The following is a 17,802-nucleotide window of genomic DNA, read 5'->3' as shown; positions in this document are numbered from 1 at the left end:
TATGACCCTATTTATGATATGGCTCCCCTTTACTGATTTTCATAGCCCGGTATACCTGCTCTAAAAGCATGACTCGCATCAACTGATGAGGGAAAGTCAGTTTAGAGAAAGACCAGCGAAAATCAGCCCGTTCGCGAACACCATCGGAGACGCCCAGAGATCCGCCAATCACCCAAGCGATATTGCTTCGTCCATGCAAAGCTAAATCATCCATAAAATCGGCAATTCCCGGGGACGTCAATTCCTTGCCTTTGAGATCAAGCAGAATGACATAATCTTGGGGACTTAACGCTTTGAGGATTCGCTCTCCTTCCTTGGCCCGAACCTGATCCTCCTCAGCGGGGGAGAGTTTCTCCGGACAAGGCTCATCACCCACTTCAATCATATCTAACCGAAGGTACGAACTCAATCTTTTAGAATATTCTTTTATCCCCTCCTGCAGATATTTTTCCTTTACCTTGCCCACAGTTACTACCTTGGCCTGTAGCATCTTCCCACCCCAAATCCGAAGAAGGGGAGGATACAATTCGTTGTATTCTCCCCTTTTTCATGTATCTTATTTTTTCATCGTCATATATTTTTGCTATTACTGTTTCAGCTCAGCCAAAGTAACCGCTGCTTCCTTCGTTTGACCATCTCGGTAATAAGTAATCTTGACACTGTCTCCGGGCTTATATTTAATGAGTCCACGGGTTAGATCCAATGCATTTTTAATCGTTGTGTCATCGATTTTCGTTATAACATCTCCTGCCTTAATCCCAGCCTTATCGGCAGGGCCGCCTAAAGCAACCTTGGCGACATAAGCTCCGGCCGGCCAGCCTTGCTGAGCTGCCCCTTCCTCAGTATAACGACTGTCGATTGAAACGTATAACCCGGGATGGCTGGCATATCCCTTGGCAATTATTTGTTGAATAAAGGGTACTGCATCGGTAATCGGTATCGCGAAGCCCATTCCTTCAAATCCGGCCTCAGTATTCTTAGCGGAGTTAATCCCGACGACTTGTCCATGGTAATTGACAAGGGGACCACCGCTATTCCCTGGATTAATCGCTGCATCCGTTTGAATCAGGTTAAAACTGGATTCACCCTGAATCTCTAAAACGCGGTTCTTCGCCGAAACAACCCCGGCAGTTACGGAGCGGGCAAATTCCTGCCCCCCCGGATTGCCGATAGCAACGACCGGCTCTCCTACTTGCAGAGCCTCAGAGTCACCGAATTGAACCGCCGTTAAGTTATCCGTATTCGAAATTTTTATAACGGCTAAATCTGTCCGCGGGTCAGCTCCCACAAGAGAGGCCTCAGTATTTCGGCTGTCCGCCAAACTCACAACGAGCTTTTTAGCACCTTCAATAACATGATTATTGGTCACGATGTAGCCGTTCTTGGCATCAATAATAAACCCTGAACCGCTTCCTACTTCTGACAATCCGCTTTTTCCGAAGTAACCTCCTGTTTGTTGAAAATTAGCTATACCAACAACGGCAGGCCCTACGGCTTTCGAAACCTCGGCAACGGGAAAACCTGTTGGGTTTGTAACATTAACAGGAGGGGTTGTTGACCCCTGACCTAAAACAACCTGATTCGATGAGTTTTTAGCCTGGATATTTGGGACGACAATACCCACTGCGATAAGTCCGCCGATGATCGCACTTATTAAAGCTATAACTACAATAAAGAAAGTACCGGGCCTGCGTTTTGAATAATCGTCGTTGTAAAAGCTCATAATTCGAGACCTCCTCAGTGATCTATTTTAGTCTTCTCCTAAAATAATGAGTTCATGCGGCGAATAACGCGGGGCAACTCTCATTCGTAGCTCCGGATTTTCTTTAGCCACTCGTGAATTCTTAAGAATTTTAAGAACCGTAGAAAGGGCAAGCTCCGGTGTATTATTTTCTTCGCTCAGATGGGCGAGAACAACACGTTCGGTATTTCCCTGGATCCATTCCAAAAGACCCTCTGCCAATTGTTTATTTTCAAGATGGCCCCGATTTCCACTAATTCGCTTTTTTAGGTACCAAGGATATCTTCCATTCCACAACCGTTCTCCATCGTGATTTGCCTCAACAATAAGGCCATCACATCCTTTAAGGCAACGGTTCATTTGCTCTGTGATGATCCCTGTATCGGTTGCTATTCCCAGGACTTTTGGGGAAGAAGAGCCTGCCGCAGGACCTTTAATACGAAATCCATAGCTCTCCCTGCTGTCATGGGACGTAGGAAAAACCTGAACCTCAAGTCCGGCACAGGTAAAAGAATCTTTGATGATAATCTTTTGCTGCTCCTCAATCTTGCCAAGGGTTGGGGTCATCTCTTCCCAAATCCCGGCTGTCGCATAAATAGGGATCTTGAGTTTACGTGCAACAGGTCCTATACCTTTAATATGATCATTATGTTCATGCGTCACAATGATTCCTTCGATCTCTGAGGAAGAAATGTCTAAAAGCTCGAGATTGTGAAGCAAGCCTTTTAGAGAAACACCACAGTCGACCAGAAAATTTCTGTTTTTATGCCCAACGACTGTTGCATTACCCGAACTTCCACTCACGAGAGTCGCAAAATGCACTGTCTTTCACCTTCTCCATTTTCCAACAACATAAAGCCTACTTTGAATCATCACCTGTAAGCTTAGATTGTGCATAACTTATTAAATTGTTCAGCTGTTGTGCACTTTCCGGTGGGGGATTAGTATTTAAAGCTTTATTAAATTCTTCAATAGCCCCTATATAATCACTTTTAGCTTCTATCAAGAAAATTCCATAGTTGACTAAGGCATTATAAAAGTCCGGTTTAATCGCTAACACATGCTGAAACGTTGATTCAGCCAGTGTATTATCACCGCTGTAGAAAGCAGCTGTAGCCATATCCACTAAAATATTGACGTCATCTTTATTAACCTTCAGCACCTCTTGGTATTGAGCAACAGCCTGCTTTAAATTTGTTGTCGCTGCTCCGGCTATCGATTGATCCTGTGATGACGATAATTGAGCCAGGCCCAGATCATAATATTTATCAGCCAGATTCAGGCGGAGATTCGTATCTCCCGGATTTTTCTCCAGGGCCTGATTAAATGCATCCACCTGGCCCTGCAAATCCGCAATTTGGGAATCCGCCGTGTTTGCCGTTTGAGCAGCGGTCTGCGTGACAGGCGAATCGGAAAAAAATAAAACAAAAGTAGAACCGATCATGCTAATACTGACCAAGGCAACAATGATAATGGCAATCGCACGATGTTTTATTCGCACTCTTTAACCCTCCCGAATCAATTGTTCTTAATATCTTTTTAGCATAACATTTTCGGTAAATTTAGTCCACAAGCCATTTGCGGATTTGGCATCTTGCCTCATAATAAGATGTCGATTGACCAAAATCCGAGGATACTCCTTTGATGAGCTGATTGACACCTAATCCATTGCTCATATTTCCTTCAGGGATAACCACCGTTTGGGGATGAATATCCTCCGAAACATAAACCCGAGCCAAAAGCTGGCCGTATCGCGTTTCCACCAGAGCCTGATCCCCTGGGAAAAGATAATGCTTCTCTGCCAACTCCGGATGGATAAACATCTGAAAACCTTCATCTTCTTGGAACTGCGAATGAAGCGCTTGCCGCGGATGAGGAGTGAGCAAAGATAGAGGAAATTCTGCTGAGAGAGCAGATTTCTCGAGATTTGGCTCTCCTTCGGGAGATGCCACTCTTGAACCCGCCTCCTGTAACGCCAAATCCGAAGCCAACTCGATTTTCCCGCTGGGAGTTTTAAAGTTTAAACCTTCCCAGGCCACATTTGGAATATAGGGTGCCCGCACCGGGCCTTTGCGCAAGGATTCGAGATTGATACCATAATAATCTAAGGGCGCAATGATCTCGGCAATCCATTCTGACGAATTCAAGCGAAAATCCTCCCCAATTCCAAGGCGCTCTGCCAACTCACTGAAGATCACCCATTCAGGTTTGGCTTCACCTTGAGGCTTTACTATCTTTTCGGTAACCTGAAGCACAGAATTCCAGGAATTTACGATTAAATCTTCTTCCTCAAAAATAGTGGTTATCGGCAGTACTAAATCGGATTGACGCGCCGTCTCGGACATAACCAATTCTAAGGTTACCTTAAAGGGAATCTTGTTCCAGACCTCCTGCCAAAGCAGCGAATTAGGCTGCTGCAGCAAGGGATTTGAACGGGTTACAACCGCCATTTGAATCGGAGGATCTGCCTTGGCAATACTCTCCGCTAATAGGGGGTGAGGGAATCTCCGGACCTTATAATGCCCCTCTGGCAAAGTAACACGCTTAAGATGCTCCTTATGCTCCGAATAGGCATAATACACCCCTGCTCCCGGCTTGCCGATATTCCCTGTCAATGCCGCTAAAGCATCAATAGCCCGAAGCGTATTTCCCCCTTGAGAATAACGTTGCAGTCCATAACCGGGAACAAAGCTTACCGGCCCCGAATGACTGGTCCGGCGCGCGAGTGCCGTTATCTCATTCTCACTGATTCCGGTTAACTCAGAGACACGCGCCGGCTCATACCCTTTTACCTTTAGGGCATACTCTTCAAACCCCTGGATATGGTTTCTTACAAAATCCCAATCCAGCCATCCCTCACGCAAAATGACATGGGCAAGACCTAAGGCTAAAACGCCATCTGTACCCGGATTGACTCGAAGATATTCTTGAGCCAGTTCGGTGCTTTTCACCTTTGTAGGGTTAATCACAATGAGCTGGGCGCCCACTTTTTTGGCCGCTAATAAATGGGGTATAAGATGAATATGGGTTACTGCGGGATCTTTGCCCCAAAGAATGATCGTCTTGGCATGGACCAGCTCCTCCCAATCATTCTGATAAACCCCGCCAAAATCGATCTCTTGAGCACGGTATCCCGCACCCCAGCACATGCTTCCCTCCGGCTCCGTCATTCCGCCAAGGGATTGGAAAAAGCGCTGATCTAAAGCACGCAGAGCACCGTTATGAGCATAATCATAATGATGCAGAATTCCTAAAGGACCGGTTTGTTTAAGCGTATCCCGAATGTTGGCTGTCATAAGTTCATAGGCTTCTTCCCAAGAAATCCGCTTAAATTGTCCTTTTTCCTTAAGCAGGGGAAATTTTATGCGGTCAGGCGAGAAAACAAGCTCTGCGAGAGCCTGCCCTTTTGAACAAATAAAGCCTTTTGTGATTGGATGCTCTTTATCACCTTTGACCTGCAGTCCGTGTTCCTCCGAATAATTGACAAGAAAGCCGCAGCTATCCGGACAATTTAACGGGCAAGCCGATCTTTTCCATGCCATCTTTTCACCCCATCTCTCATTAGTTCTCAGGATTTTAGTTCTTAGGATTTTAGTTCTTAGGATTTAGTTTTCTTTCCTTAATATTCAAATAAAGTGCGACTTCTAAGCGTTTCTTTTGAAACTCGCATCCCAGAGTATAGACTTCATTTAAGTTCCCGCTGAAGGCATGATTAGCTGCATGACAGCCTCCGCTGCAGGAAAATCTCGCCCAACACTCGCGGCAGGAGGCTTTGGAATAAACATGAGCATTCCGGAACGATTGGACCAGGGCATTATCCAACCCCGGCTTTTCGTCCCACAAGGAACCCATTTTAAACTCCTCTTGCCCTACAAACTGATGACAAGGGTAAAGGTCCCCCTCGGGAGAAATAGCCACATATTCATGCCCGGCTCCGCATCCCGTTAAGCGTTTTGGCAAGCAAGGTCCTCCGTCCAACGCAACATTAAAGTGGAAAAAGCTAAAATCCTCACCTTTTTTTCGACGTTCCAAAAGATCCTCTCCCAGGCGATCATAGCTTTTCATAATCTCGGGTATATCCTCCTCCTGAAATGCATAGGGTTGATCCGGCGCGGCCACAACCGGCTCAAGCGAGATTTGTTTCACGCCTAAATCCAGAAGATGATCGACATCTTTATCAAAGTCAAGGTTAAAATGGGTATACGTTCCCCGTGCATAATAGTAGGTTCCGACAGCGTAAGGAGATGAATCCGGACGTTTCTCGGCAAACTGTTGAATCCGAGGGATGACTTGCTCATAGCTTCCCTTCCCGCTTGCATAAGGTCGCATCCGGTCGTGAACCTCCGGCCGCCCGTCAATGCTCAGAACAACACTGATATCTTCCTTTTCCAAGAAACGCTGTACTTCTTCCGTAAGAAGTACCGCATTTGTAGTCAGTGTAAATTTTATCGTCTTACCCCGTTTGGCAGCGGCCTCCCGGCCATAGGCTACGAGATCTTTGACCACTTGGAAATTAAGCAAAGGTTCACCGCCAAAAAAGTCAACTTCAACGTGATTACGATGGCCTGATGCCTCAAGGACAAAATCGATTCCCTTTTTTCCGGTCTCCAAAGTCATTAAACCCCGGTCCCCTCCAAAAGCACCTGTGCCGGCAAAACAATACTTGCACCTTAGATTGCAATCATGGGCAACATGCAAGCAGATTGCCTTAATAATCGGCCGCTCGGGATAAACCGGATTCCATTCTTCCGCCTCGGCAGAAAAAAGAGCACCCTCCTCTTGAAGCTGTGCAAATTCATCCAGGATTTCGTTCAGCTCTTCTTCTGAACACCGTTTGCCTTGGTCCTGAAGGGAGGAGCAAATTTCTTGAGTCGAGGGCGTTTTTCCCTTCCTCTGTAATTCTTCCATCGTTTTAATCAGATCAAACGATAAATCATCCAAAACATGGAGTGACCCGGAATTGATATCATAAGCCACATTGAGATCCCCTTGGTGATAAACATGAACATTCTTTCCAATTTGATATCCGTCTAAATTCAGCATGAATTCCTCTCCTTTTATACATAAAGAAAACTTGGCTTGCGCCAAGCTTCTAGCGCAGGCGGAAGCCTTAGTTGCACTTCGAGTTTATCAACCGATAAAACTTATTCTTTCTGATAGTAGAAACAGAACCCGCCTGGTTCAGGTGGGTTCTTGATAACCTATGTGCGATTTTGTGCAGAAATTAAGTAATTACTTAACGCAAACTTGGTTACCTACTGTGCAAGACGTTTTACATGCGGATTGACAAGAAGATTGGCATTCCCCGCAGCCCCCCGTTTTAACCGTTTCACTGAGGTTCGCCTTTACAATAGTCTGGATGTGTTTAGCCATTAAAAACATCCTCCTCTCACTCTTTAAAATTCATATAGATTATAGCACGCAGACAAGTTGTAACGCAAAAAAAATTAAACCTCCGATTAACGAAGGTTTAATTGATTAACGAAAGAATGGTGCCTCAGGGCAGAATCGAACTGCCGACACGAGGATTTTCAGTCCTCTGCTCTACCGACTGAGCTACCGAGGCATATTCGTGGTTCGAGGCACGAACTTCGATATTCGAAGACTCGAGATCCCCTTGTGATTTGAATGTGCGATTTGGTGACCCGTACGGGATTCGAACCCGTGTAGCCGCCGTGAAAGGGCGGTGTCTTAAGCCGCTTGACCAACGGGCCACATCTGGTGAGCCATCCGCGACTCGAACGCGGGACACCCTGATTAAAAGTCAGGTGCTCTACCGACTGAGCTAATGGCTCAAAACTCACTCACGAAATAAAATATTACACGAACCTTGGAAGCTTGTCAACACTAAATTTTTCTAATTAGGTTTAAAAGATCTCCCCGCGAACAATCGTTTGCTCTCTGCCGGGTCCTACAGCGATAAGGGTAACCTTTGTTTCAGTTAACTCCTCAATGCGGCGCACATAGGTTTGAGCGGCCTCCGGCAAGTCTGCAAAGGTCTCAGCATTCGTAATATCCTCCTGCCAGCCCGGGATTACTTCATAAACAGGCTCACATGCCGAAAATACTTTCTGGCTCTGCGGGAATTCATAAATAACTTCCCCATTCACACGATAGCCAACACAGATTTTCACTTCTTTAAGGCCTGACAAAACATCAAGTTTCATCAGGGCAAAATCGGAAATCCCGCTGACGCGAACGGCATATCGTGCAATGACAGCATCAAACCACCCGCAACGGCGGGCACGTCCGGTGGTTGTACCAAATTCATGACCTGCCTGGCGCATTTGTTCACCCATTTCATCAAGCAGCTCCGTGGGGAACGGTCCTTCGCCAACACGGGTTGTATACGCTTTAATTACGCCCACGACCTTATCAATTTGAGTAGGGCCGACACCTGCCCCGATACAAGCTCCACCGGCCGTAGGATGAGATGAAGTTACATAAGGATAGGTCCCATGATCCAAATCCAAGAGCGTACCTTGTGCTCCTTCAAACAGAACCTTTTCACCTGATTTGATGGCTCCATCAATTGTTAAAGAACTATCGGTAATAAAGGGACGCAATTTGTCGGCATAAACCATATATTCTTGATAGATACTCTCGAAATCTAAAGCTTCTCGGCCATAGACCTTAATAATAAGATTATTTTTCTCCGCAAGATTACGTTTTAATTTAGCCGCAAATTCCTCCGGATCAATGAGGTCAATCATGCGAATCCCAATTCGAGAGGTTTTATCCATATAGCAGGGACCAATACCCCGTTTAGTCGTCCCAATCTTAAATTCACCGCGGGCTTCTTCCTCCAGCTCGTCAAGCAAACGGTGATAAGGCATGATGACATGGGCATTGCTGCTAATCAGTAATTTCCCTGTTTTAACTTTACGCTCTGCCAAATAATCAAGCTCTTCCAACAAGACCTTGGGATCAACAACGACTCCATTACCGATAATACAAGTCTTATCCTCGTAAAGAATTCCCGAAGGAATCAGGTGAAGCTTAAACTCCTCATCCTTGACCACTACGGTGTGACCTGCATTGTTGCCCCCTTGATAACGAACAACGAGATTCGCCTTCTCAGCGAGAAAATCAGTAACTTTTCCTTTGCCTTCGTCTCCCCATTGTGTTCCAAGCAAAACGACTGCTGCCATTTTCATTCCTCCACATTCATTATTCGAACGGATTAACAGACAAGCCCTCAGGCTTGGATCAACCCTAACCGTTTAAATACATCATCAATATGCTTTAAATGATAACTCCAATCAAACAAAGTATCAAAGTCCTCAAGTTTTAAATATTTCATAACTTCCGGCATTTCCGGAAGGACTTGGCGCAGTTCCTTGCCCTCTTCCCATGCTTTGAAGGCAGCCTGCTGCACCCATCGATAAGCTTCCTCACGCATACAGCCCCTATCAACCAAAGCAAGCAATACACGCTGCGAAGCTGTAAAACCATAGGTTCTGAGCAGATTACGCTTCATGATATCATCATTGACTTTTAACCCTTGAATAATCCAGGCCATTTTCTTTAACATATGATCCAATAATATATTACTGTCAGGGAGAATGACCCGCTCCACAGAAGAATGCGTCATATCCCGTTCATGCCAGAGTGCGACATTTTCCATAGCTGCCAAGGCATTTCCGCGGAGTAAGCGTGACATTCCGGCAATCTGCTCACTTACTATAGGATTCCTCTTATGGGGCATTGCCGAAGATCCTTTTTGTCCCTCTGCGAAAGGTTCCTCAACCTCAAAAATATCTGTCCGCTGCAAGCTGCGAATTTCCGTGGCCATCTTCTCAAGCGTACACCCAATCAAGGCCAGCGTCGTTACATAATGAGCATGTCGATCCCGTTGTAAGATTTGATTACTGACGTAAGCCGCCTTTAAACCTAGATGTTTGCATACTTCTTCCTCAATCTCAGGAGAAACATTGGCATAAGTTCCAACAGCCCCGGAGATCTTCCCTACCCTAATCGACTCGATGGCCTGCTCTAACCGCTCGGTTTGGCGATCAATTTCGGCAATCCATAAGGCCAGTTTCAAGCCAAAGGTAATCGGTTCGGCATGAATTCCATGCGTACGGCCCACCATAATAACATCTTTTGTTTCAACAGCCCGTTTAACCAGCGCAGCCCTCAAATCCGCCAGATCCTTAAGCAAAAGCCTTCCCGAGTCTCTGAGGACAAGGCTTAAGGCCGTATCTTTTACATCGGAAGAGGTTAAACCCAGATGAAGATACTTACCGGATTCACCGATTTCCTCTACGACAGCTTGCAAAAAAGCAATGAGGTCATGCCGTACTGTTTTTTCAATCTCAGCCACTCGCTGCGGGTTAACTTTGGCCCGATCACGAATTTCTAACCAGGCCTCAGCGGGAATCTCCCCACGCTTAGCCATAACCTCGGCAACCGCTAGCTCAACCTCTAACCAGCGACTATATTCGTAACCTTCGCGCCATAAATTACCCATTTCAGGATGGGTATAGCGATTGATCAACAAAATACCCCCTAGACTAAAAAGTATCAGAAAATTAAGTCACTTTCCAAATCACTTATTAATTTAATGACTTCAATTTCTTATTATCCCATAGTTTAGAATCCTCATACAGGACCCCTGTCCTTCACAAACATGTTTATAGTAACAATACCCGAACTTAATGTCAACGGTTTTTCGAACGTTCTGCTATGTATACACATCTAATATTCGGTTAATTTTTTAAAAGCGATTGAGCAGGACTAAAATAGGAGGGCTGCCCATTTGAATTGGCAAACCCCTCCATATACTCAAGTATCATTTCTAGTTTTTAATTTTTTAAGTTAACTAAACTTCAGAAACAAGTGCGATAGTTCCACCGGAACTATCGGAAGTCAAAACCCCGCCTGATTAGTTTCCTTTATAGATGCTGACGTTCTAAATTTACAAACTTCGTAAACTCTTTCAAATAGCCGAGTTCAACAGTCCCTACCGGGCCATTGCGGTGTTTCGCAATAATAATCTCCGCTATTCCCTTTTTCTCTGTTTCGGGATTGTAATACTCATCCCTATAAATAAAGGAAATAACGTCTGCATCAGCCTCAATTGCTCCGGATTCCAAAAGGTCTGACATAATCGGCCGTTTATCCTGACGTTGCTCAACACCCCGATTAAGTTGTGAAAGGGCGATTACAGGTACGCTCAGTTCCCTGGCAATTCCTTTAAGTCCCCGGGATATTGAGGCTACCTCTTGCTGGCGGTTTTCGGCGCGCCGACCTAACGTCATAAGTTGAAGGTAATCGATTATGATTAAGCCGAGACCTTGTTCCATTTTTAAGCGTCGTGCCTTGGAACGAAGCTCAACCAACGAAATTCCCACTGTATCATCGATAAAGATTGGGGCATCAGATAAAGGTCCAACGGCACGTGTAAGTTTGGGCCAATCCGTGTCAAGCAAATCACCTGTTCTAACCCGCTGCTGATCAACCATCGCTTCGGAACAAAGCATTCTTTGCACAAGCTGTTCTTTGGACATTTCTAAGCTAAACACGGCAACCGGAACATGGCCCCGAACTGCGGCATTCTGAGCCATATTTAAAACCAAAGCAGTTTTACCCATGGAGGGGCGAGCCGCGATAATCACTAAATCCGAGGGCTGCCAACCCGATGTCATTCTATCCAACTCGGTAAAAAAAGTGGGGACACCCGTGATATTTCCCTTATGGGCATAAAGCATCTCAATTTTTTCAAACGTACTCAATAATATATTACGAATCGACTCAAAGCCATCTTTTACTTGGCGCTGGGTCAAATCAAGAATCAGTTTTTCAGCTTCAGCTAATAAGGAAGTAGCCTCTTCTCCCGGTTCATACCCTTTTTCGGCAATTCGTCCGGCAACCCGAATCAATTGCCTCAGCATCGATTTTTCGGCAACAACCTTGGCATAAAATTCAATATTTACGGCGGAGGGTACCGATCGCGCAATTTGTGAGACAGTTGCTATCCCGCCGACTTGCTCCAGTCGCCCTGTTTGACGCAGAGCCTCGGCCACGGATACTAAATCAACCGGGTCACCGCGTTCAAAGAGATCCCGCAGGGCCATAAAAATTAAACGATGGTTGTCCCGGTAAAAATCCTCAGGCTGCAGTATCTCAAAAACGGAACTCCCCGTTTCCGGTTCAAGCATTAAGGCACCGAGTACGGCCTGTTCAGCCTCTAGATTTTGGGGAGGAACTTTGGCGAGTTCCATCTTGTTTCTCCTCCTAGCCGATATACTCAACGAATTTCTGAATTAATCTTCAATATAGAAGAAAGAGGAGGATCCGTTGGATCCTCAAAAATAATGATTAAAGCCATTAGATACCTTTTACTACAACTTTTAACTGTGTGGATACTTCCGAGTGAAGTTTAGTCTGAATCGTATAGTTTCCCAAGGCTTTGATCGGTTCTTTGACCTCAATTTTACGTTTATCAATTTCGATACCATGCTTGCTCTTGAGGGCTTCTGCTATTTCCTTATTGGTTACAGATCCAAATAACCGTCCGCCTTCCCCGGTTTTCGTATGCACTTCAACCGTAATTGAAGATAACTTTTCCGCCAATAGTTGGGCATCTTCTTTTTCCTTGGCCTTTTTTCTATCCTCATTGGCTTTCTTAGACGCTAAATCGCTTAAATTTCCTTGTGTAGCTTCTAAGGCCAACTTTTTAGGGAAGAGGAAATTTCGGGCATAACCGTCCGAAACTTCACAGACTTTACCTTTCTTGCCCAGGCTTTTCACATCTACTGTTAGTATCACTTTCATGATGATCCCCCCTACTGTTTTTCCTCCGGTATATGGCGGAAATTTAAAACTAAATCCAGTAAACCCATTATAATTAAGAAAATAACCGTTATCTGCATAAAAAAGAAACTTGTAAAAAGCAACATCCATTTTAAGAATCCGGATAAATGCGGCGAGCGAAGATAATATATAAAGATTGAGCTTCCTAAGACTAAGGCCACGAAAGCATAAATAAACATGAGGTTCATTCCAAAAGACCGCAATGCCCAATAACTCCATTGATCTCCAATCAGATAACAGGCAATTCCAAGACTGGCCCCCCAGATCGCATACCATGGAAGCCTAAGGGCGCTAAATGAAGGAAAAGGTCGGTCTTTTTGCGGAAACCAGCGGGCAAAAAAATAATAAACAAGGCTATATACGAAAATAGCCCCCACTGATGTTAAACCGGGAATAAAGAAGAAGAGATACTGAAAAAATTGCTGTAAATAACTTTCAATGTCTGCTTCACTTAGCCCTTTCTGATTTAAACTCCCCAACATCCCTGATTCGCGATATTGGTCCATCACGGAACGAATAAGCTCTTGAATAGCCGAGGTGTCTATTCCCTGATATAGTGTTGGGATAATCGGTACAACCCCTAAGACCCCTGCTAAAACTATGGACCAGAAAAGGTTTGATTTGCGCGCCCAAGCATGCTCTATTCCCCAAAGGGTCAGTAAGCCGGTCCATGGCAAAAAACCGATACTCATCAGTGATGACAGTCCGCCCCCGCCAAAAAATGCCGCACTATAACCCACGATTAAGCATGGGACCGCCATCTTGAAGCCCATATTCCGTCCTACCCAAAAGACAGCGATCAGCAAAGCGACATCAAGCAGCCAACCTCCGCCCCCACTTGAGACACTAAACCACGGACCCGCCAAAAGGGCTAGGATGGCCAGTACATGCGTTACTTTTCGGTCACTTACGTACATTTAACTGCTCCAATCTATTCCTCAGGGGCTAGATAGCTCAACAAAAGGCTTAAGTCCCCCCACTGACTTTCTAACTTCATCGTATCATTTTCTTTCCATTCTACCAAACCCTGAATTAAAGTTCGATCCAGCCTTGTAAAATCAAACCCTAACCGTCGAGTTAATAAGTAGCTGATGCCAACGATATCTGCCAAACCTTGCATCATAGCAGTATCCGAACCCTCAACTGCTCCACGCTCAAAAAGCCATAAAGATTTTAACATCTCCACTTTTAATTCATCAATCGCTTTTAGTCCCTTAACCACATCAACTTCCATAGCAGATGCCCTCCGGTATCTCTCATTAGAATTTCACAGCCCTTGAAGCTGTTTTGTGGTAATGTTCGCTGAGTCCAAGCTTATTTCCTGCATAAAGAAAACCCGGCTTCGCCGTGCCTTTTAAACACGCATTCAGAAAGGCGAAGTCGTTGGTTGCACTTATGCTGGAGGAAAGTATGCAACAAAGTTATACTTTCCGACAGTATAAGAAAAAGGGAGCTTCTGCTCCCCCTCTTCTCTAATCTACCATATAAGGCAACAGCGCAATGTGCCGGGCTCTTTTAATTGCAACCGTAACTTGGCGTTGATGCTTTGCACAATTACCGGAAATACGACGTGGTAAAATCTTACCGCGTTCGGTAATATATTTGCGCAATTTATGAGTATCCTTGTAATCAATGGATTCGACTTTATCAACACAGAAACTACATACCCGTCTTCTCGGACGGCGTCCGCGTTCGCGTTTCATACGTTCACTCCCCTCCCGTTTAGAATGGGATATCATCATCTAAACTTACTTCATGACCATACGTTCCCACACTACCGTTATTATTGGACGCAGTGTTCCCTGAGCTTCCGCTTTCCTTGGGACTTAAAAACTGAACATTCTCGGAGATTACTTCCGTAACCCACCGACGCTGCCCATCTTTGCCCTCAAAAGAACGGACTTGAACTCTTCCGTCGACAGAGGCTAATTTACCTTTAGACAAATAGTTTGCACATAATTCAGCCTGTTGTCGATATGTGACACATGGAATAAAATCCGTTTCCCTTTCGCCGCTGGCATTTTTATAATTGCGGTCAACGGCTAGCGTAAAGGTCGCTACTGCAACTCCGCTTTGGGTATAACGCAACTCGGGGTCTTTCGTTAAACGGCCAATTAAAACGACACGATTCAACAACTTACAACCCCTCCAATACTACTCTTCTTTTTTCGTGGTTAAGAAACGCACAACTGAGTCGGAGATCTTCATGACCCGCTCAACCTCATGTGCCGTACGAGCTTCTCCATTGAAGTTCATCAGGATGTAAAAACCTTCCCGAAGATCATCAATTTCGTAAGCTAAGCGGCGTTTGCCCCATTTATCAATAGTGACATCTGCTCCTCCGTTGTTCGTGACAACTTCAGAGAACTTGTCCGCTAATGCGGCAATAGCCTCCTCGTCCATTTCAGGACGGACGATATAAAGTACTTCGTACGCTTTCATAATAGCACCTCCCCTCGGACTTAGCGGCCCCATTTGAGATGGGGCAGGGATTCATAGCCTTTTTGGCTACCGATTTAACATTATACCATCCATGCAAAATATTTGCAAACAATCTAGTATATTAAAACACTCTATATATTAAATCTAAAATGAACAATATCTCCATCTGCCATCACATATTCTTTTCCTTCGAGCCTGACCAATCCCTTATCTTTAGCCCCGTTCAAACCGCCTAACTCAACAAAATCATGATAGGAAACGACTTCTGCGCGAATAAAGCCCCGCTCAAAGTCTGTATGAATTGTACCTGCGGCTTGGGGTGCTTTCGTTCCTTGGCGAATTGTCCATGCTTTAACTTCCATCGGTCCGGCGGTAAAAAACGTCATAAGACCCAAAAGATGAAATGCAGCACGTATTAAACGGTCGAGTCCGGATTCCTCTAACCCTAAATCCTCTAAAAAGGCTTGCTTTTCATCGTCATCTAACTCTGCAATTTCCGATTCGATCTTGGCACAAACCACCACAACCTCTGAATTTTCTTCAGAAGCGATTTTTCTTACCATTTGAACATAAGGATTATCTTCACTTCGTGTTAAATCTTCTTCGCTGACATTAGCCGCATATAATACAGGCTTCATGGAGAGAAGAGAATATGTTTTTAGGATTTCTTTTTCGTCATCTGTATAGCTGAGGCTGCGGGCTGCTTTACCCTCTTCAAAAACGTCTTTAAGTTTTGTTAATAATTCAACCTCTACATGAGCCTTTTTTTCTCCCGATTTTAAAAGCTTAGCCGCTTTCTCTAATCGTTTCTCAACACTCTCCAAATCAGCAAGAATCAGTTCCAATTGAATCGTTTCAATATCCCGTTGGGGATCAACATTACCCTCGACATGGACAACGTTACTATCATCAAAGCAACGCACAACATGCACAATGGCATCAACTTCCCGGATATGAGACAGGAATTTATTTCCCAATCCCTCTCCTTTGCTTGCTCCTTTAACCAGACCGGCAATATCTACAAACTCAACTGTTGCCGGGACAATTCGGTCAGGATGAACCATATCTGCTAAAATACCCAGTCGGGAATCGGGAACATTAACCATTCCGACATTAGGATCAATCGTACAGAAGGGATAATTGGCTGCCTCTGCTCCGGCTTGTGTAATTGCATTAAATAATGTTGATTTTCCTACATTAGGTAAACCTACAATTCCTGCGTGTAGTGTCATATGATGTCCTCCATATTATACTTTTTAAGCCTCAGGCGGTTTTTCCGCTTTTCCTAAAATCTCTTTGACTTGACGTTCAAGCTTTACGCGCGGAATCCACGCCTGATGCTGACAACCCAGACATTGAATCCTAAAATCCATGCCCGTACGCATAACTTTCCAATCCGTACTCCCGCAAGGATGGGGTTTACGAAGCCGAACTATATCTCCAACCTGCAGTGGAATCACGTTTCATCCTCCTCACTCATTGGAATCCGAATTCTTATTAATTCTTCCTTAATTCATCGTAATTCTAAACCTCAACCTTTTCATTTTCAATAGAATAGCCTAAAAACTGATGGGTGATACCAGACCCTGGGTAAGCTCTAATTGAAAAATCGTTTTTAATCCCTCAAAAGTTTGAACAAGGTAGGGGTAAAACCATGATCCCTGCAAAAGGAGAAGCGGTCCACTTTGATTAAAAATCGGCATGACAATCGAAATCAAGCCCACAAAAACAGCGATTCCAACAAATACACTCAAAGCACCGAAGAAAAATCCTCCCCCGTGATTGACACTTCTCCCCAAGAATCCAAAGGGAGCCAATATTATAGAAGCAATAATTTTGATGATTAAGATTACCGCTAAATACGTTACAAAGAAAGCAAGAATTCGCATTAAGTTGTCGGTCAGGACTGAGCTCAAATTCTGGGCAATTGACTGTACGGCATTATCTTTATACATCTGCAGATTCGTCACAGTTCCCGAATCAATCAACCCTTGTAGTTTCTTAGGAATTATCGAAAAGATTTGATCAAGGGTCGCTTGTTGGTTAATTTCAACCTGAGATTGAATGGAAGGAAGAACAAAATTGTAGACTAAGTGTTTTATCCAATCGCGAAGGGGTGTATATTGATCTAACAAATTAAGGACATTAAGATATTCTTTAACCGCAACAAAAAAACCAAATAAATTCCCCAATAAATTAACAAGCCCCGTAATTAAGCCTTTTCGGTATCCTTGTAAAGCTCCGAAAAAAAGTAAACCGAGGATCAGAATATCAATTATATTTATATAAACCCCTCCCCCCTGAATTCACCGGGCAATTGTATACTATTCGATTCCGTTCCTAATAAATCCTGCCTATATAGAACGGGGCTGTCGCAAAACCTATGGTCATGTAGTTTCGGGTCTTTTGCAATAGTCCATAATTTTGTGCGCACGAAACGCACAAAAACAGGGCTGTTTTGCGACAGCCCCACTTAAATACATCCTGATTACAATTTAATTGGCGGGGATGCGTGCGAATCGAACACACCCCGGAACGTTCTGCGTCCCGGCACGCGGATTTGAAGTCCGGGGGCAGCACCAGCCACCACTCATCCCCAGCGATTGAACACGCAAGTATTATAACAAATAAAACTTAATTACTCAACACATACCCTTTTCGAGCTTTTTGCGTTGTAGCTATTTTTTCCGATGTCCCAAGGCACTGGAATATTTTACTTCTTAAAAACTGCCAACTTTATCGGTTGAAAACCTGTTTACTCATTTTATTCGCTTAATATAAACGATATTGTCCTAAAAATG

19 protein-coding genes and 4 tRNA genes are annotated in these 17,802 nt (G+C 44.5%); all 23 read right to left on the bottom strand.

Going from position 1 to position 17,802, the window contains the following annotated elements:
• Window positions 1-7: 7 nt before the first annotated feature.
• Complete coding sequence (rlmH, locus tag VB077_RS16435; RefSeq protein WP_323416337.1) at window positions 8-490, bottom strand: 23S rRNA (pseudouridine(1915)-N(3))-methyltransferase RlmH; 483 nt, start codon at window positions 488-490, stop codon at window positions 8-10.
• 96 nt (window positions 491-586) lie between these two features.
• Window positions 587-1,723, bottom strand: a complete 1,137-nt coding sequence (locus VB077_RS16430) for a S1C family serine protease (protein WP_323416336.1) — start codon at window positions 1,721-1,723, stop codon at window positions 587-589.
• A 27-nt stretch (window positions 1,724-1,750) separates the two neighbouring features.
• On the bottom strand, window positions 1,751-2,563 hold the full coding sequence (locus tag VB077_RS16425) for an MBL fold metallo-hydrolase (RefSeq protein WP_323416335.1): 813 nt from the start codon (window positions 2,561-2,563) through the stop codon (window positions 1,751-1,753).
• 37 nt (window positions 2,564-2,600) lie between these two features.
• On the bottom strand, window positions 2,601-3,242 hold the full coding sequence (locus VB077_RS16420) for a tetratricopeptide repeat protein (protein ID WP_323416334.1): 642 nt from the start codon (window positions 3,240-3,242) through the stop codon (window positions 2,601-2,603).
• A gap of 61 nt (window positions 3,243-3,303) precedes the next feature.
• Complete coding sequence (locus VB077_RS16415) at window positions 3,304-5,283, bottom strand: molybdopterin-dependent oxidoreductase (RefSeq protein WP_323416333.1); 1,980 nt, start codon at window positions 5,281-5,283, stop codon at window positions 3,304-3,306.
• 49 nt (window positions 5,284-5,332) lie between these two features.
• The gene (gene scfB / locus VB077_RS16410; protein ID WP_323416332.1) at window positions 5,333-6,784 is read right to left on the bottom strand and encodes a thioether cross-link-forming SCIFF peptide maturase; all 1,452 of its coding nucleotides are present in this window, start codon (window positions 6,782-6,784) and stop codon (window positions 5,333-5,335) included.
• Window positions 6,785-6,973: 189 nt separating this feature from the next.
• On the bottom strand, window positions 6,974-7,114 hold the full coding sequence (scfA, locus tag VB077_RS16405) for a six-cysteine ranthipeptide SCIFF (protein ID WP_006716734.1): 141 nt from the start codon (window positions 7,112-7,114) through the stop codon (window positions 6,974-6,976).
• Between the two features lie 117 nt (window positions 7,115-7,231).
• A tRNA-Phe gene (locus tag VB077_RS16400) sits at window positions 7,232-7,307 on the bottom strand.
• A gap of 72 nt (window positions 7,308-7,379) precedes the next feature.
• Window positions 7,380-7,455 (bottom strand) — tRNA-Glu (locus VB077_RS16395).
• A gap of 5 nt (window positions 7,456-7,460) precedes the next feature.
• Window positions 7,461-7,536 (bottom strand) — tRNA-Lys (locus tag VB077_RS16390).
• Window positions 7,537-7,608: 72 nt separating this feature from the next.
• Window positions 7,609-8,892: an adenylosuccinate synthase gene (locus tag VB077_RS16385; RefSeq protein WP_323416331.1), complete on the bottom strand. Its 1,284-nt coding sequence runs from the start codon at window positions 8,890-8,892 to the stop codon at window positions 7,609-7,611.
• A gap of 47 nt (window positions 8,893-8,939) precedes the next feature.
• Window positions 8,940-10,244: an adenylosuccinate lyase gene (purB, locus tag VB077_RS16380; RefSeq protein ID WP_323416330.1), complete on the bottom strand. Its 1,305-nt coding sequence runs from the start codon at window positions 10,242-10,244 to the stop codon at window positions 8,940-8,942.
• Window positions 10,245-10,638: 394 nt separating this feature from the next.
• Window positions 10,639-11,967 carry a replicative DNA helicase gene (gene dnaB, locus VB077_RS16375; RefSeq protein WP_323416329.1) on the bottom strand — a complete coding sequence of 443 codons (1,329 nt, stop codon included), beginning with the start codon at window positions 11,965-11,967 and terminating at the stop codon, window positions 10,639-10,641.
• A 106-nt stretch (window positions 11,968-12,073) separates the two neighbouring features.
• Window positions 12,074-12,520, bottom strand: coding sequence for a 50S ribosomal protein L9 (gene rplI / locus VB077_RS16370; RefSeq protein ID WP_323416328.1), 447 nt, complete (start codon window positions 12,518-12,520; stop codon window positions 12,074-12,076).
• Window positions 12,521-12,531: 11 nt separating this feature from the next.
• A complete protein-coding gene (locus VB077_RS16365; RefSeq protein WP_323416327.1) occupies window positions 12,532-13,476 on the bottom strand; it encodes a DUF2232 domain-containing protein in 945 nt (314 codons plus the stop codon).
• Window positions 13,477-13,490: 14 nt separating this feature from the next.
• The gene (locus VB077_RS16360) at window positions 13,491-13,793 is read right to left on the bottom strand and encodes a MazG-like family protein (protein ID WP_323416326.1); all 303 of its coding nucleotides are present in this window, start codon (window positions 13,791-13,793) and stop codon (window positions 13,491-13,493) included.
• Between the two features lie 238 nt (window positions 13,794-14,031).
• Window positions 14,032-14,262 carry a 30S ribosomal protein S18 gene (gene rpsR / locus VB077_RS16355; RefSeq protein WP_323416325.1) on the bottom strand — a complete coding sequence of 77 codons (231 nt, stop codon included), beginning with the start codon at window positions 14,260-14,262 and terminating at the stop codon, window positions 14,032-14,034.
• Between the two features lie 19 nt (window positions 14,263-14,281).
• The gene (locus VB077_RS16350) at window positions 14,282-14,695 is read right to left on the bottom strand and encodes a single-stranded DNA-binding protein (RefSeq protein WP_323416324.1); all 414 of its coding nucleotides are present in this window, start codon (window positions 14,693-14,695) and stop codon (window positions 14,282-14,284) included.
• An 18-nt stretch (window positions 14,696-14,713) separates the two neighbouring features.
• Complete coding sequence (gene rpsF / locus VB077_RS16345) at window positions 14,714-15,001, bottom strand: 30S ribosomal protein S6 (RefSeq protein WP_323416323.1); 288 nt, start codon at window positions 14,999-15,001, stop codon at window positions 14,714-14,716.
• 131 nt (window positions 15,002-15,132) lie between these two features.
• A complete protein-coding gene (ychF, locus tag VB077_RS16340; protein ID WP_323416322.1) occupies window positions 15,133-16,233 on the bottom strand; it encodes a redox-regulated ATPase YchF in 1,101 nt (366 codons plus the stop codon).
• A 24-nt stretch (window positions 16,234-16,257) separates the two neighbouring features.
• Window positions 16,258-16,461, bottom strand: coding sequence for a DUF951 domain-containing protein (locus VB077_RS16335; protein WP_323416321.1), 204 nt, complete (start codon window positions 16,459-16,461; stop codon window positions 16,258-16,260).
• 99 nt (window positions 16,462-16,560) lie between these two features.
• Window positions 16,561-17,265: a hypothetical protein gene (locus tag VB077_RS16330; RefSeq protein WP_323416354.1), complete on the bottom strand. Its 705-nt coding sequence runs from the start codon at window positions 17,263-17,265 to the stop codon at window positions 16,561-16,563.
• Window positions 17,266-17,501: 236 nt separating this feature from the next.
• A tRNA-Sec gene (locus VB077_RS16325) sits at window positions 17,502-17,599 on the bottom strand.
• Window positions 17,600-17,802: the final 203 nt, after the last annotated feature.

This window comes from Desulfitobacterium sp. (genome assembly GCF_034927245.1).
Lineage (GTDB): Bacteria > Bacillota > Desulfitobacteriia > Desulfitobacteriales > Desulfitobacteriaceae > Desulfitobacterium_A.
The sequence above is the reverse complement of the archived record's forward strand: the minus strand, read 5'-3'. Positions and strand labels throughout refer to the sequence as shown.

What these genes read in the sequence shown, in the direction of transcription:
- rlmH (WP_323416337.1), bottom strand. Translation starts at nt 490, where the DNA reads ATGCTACAGGCCAAGGTAGTAACTGTGGGCAAGGTAAAGGAAAAATAT.
- VB077_RS16430 (WP_323416336.1), bottom strand. Translation starts at nt 1,723, where the DNA reads ATGAGCTTTTACAACGACGATTATTCAAAACGCAGGCCCGGTACTTTC.
- VB077_RS16415 (WP_323416333.1), bottom strand. Translation starts at nt 5,283, where the DNA reads ATGGCATGGAAAAGATCGGCTTGCCCGTTAAATTGTCCGGATAGCTGC.
- scfB (WP_323416332.1), bottom strand. Translation starts at nt 6,784, where the DNA reads ATGCTGAATTTAGACGGATATCAAATTGGAAAGAATGTTCATGTTTAT.
- scfA (WP_006716734.1), bottom strand. Translation starts at nt 7,114, where the DNA reads ATGGCTAAACACATCCAGACTATTGTAAAGGCGAACCTCAGTGAAACG.
- VB077_RS16385 (WP_323416331.1), bottom strand. Translation starts at nt 8,892, where the DNA reads ATGGCAGCAGTCGTTTTGCTTGGAACACAATGGGGAGACGAAGGCAAA.
- dnaB (WP_323416329.1), bottom strand. Translation starts at nt 11,967, where the DNA reads ATGGAACTCGCCAAAGTTCCTCCCCAAAATCTAGAGGCTGAACAGGCC.
- rplI (WP_323416328.1), bottom strand. Translation starts at nt 12,520, where the DNA reads ATGAAAGTGATACTAACAGTAGATGTGAAAAGCCTGGGCAAGAAAGGT.
- VB077_RS16365 (WP_323416327.1), bottom strand. Translation starts at nt 13,476, where the DNA reads ATGTACGTAAGTGACCGAAAAGTAACGCATGTACTGGCCATCCTAGCC.
- VB077_RS16360 (WP_323416326.1), bottom strand. Translation starts at nt 13,793, where the DNA reads ATGGAAGTTGATGTGGTTAAGGGACTAAAAGCGATTGATGAATTAAAA.
- rpsR (WP_323416325.1), bottom strand. Translation starts at nt 14,262, where the DNA reads ATGAAACGCGAACGCGGACGCCGTCCGAGAAGACGGGTATGTAGTTTC.
- rpsF (WP_323416323.1), bottom strand. Translation starts at nt 15,001, where the DNA reads ATGAAAGCGTACGAAGTACTTTATATCGTCCGTCCTGAAATGGACGAG.
- ychF (WP_323416322.1), bottom strand. Translation starts at nt 16,233, where the DNA reads ATGACACTACACGCAGGAATTGTAGGTTTACCTAATGTAGGAAAATCA.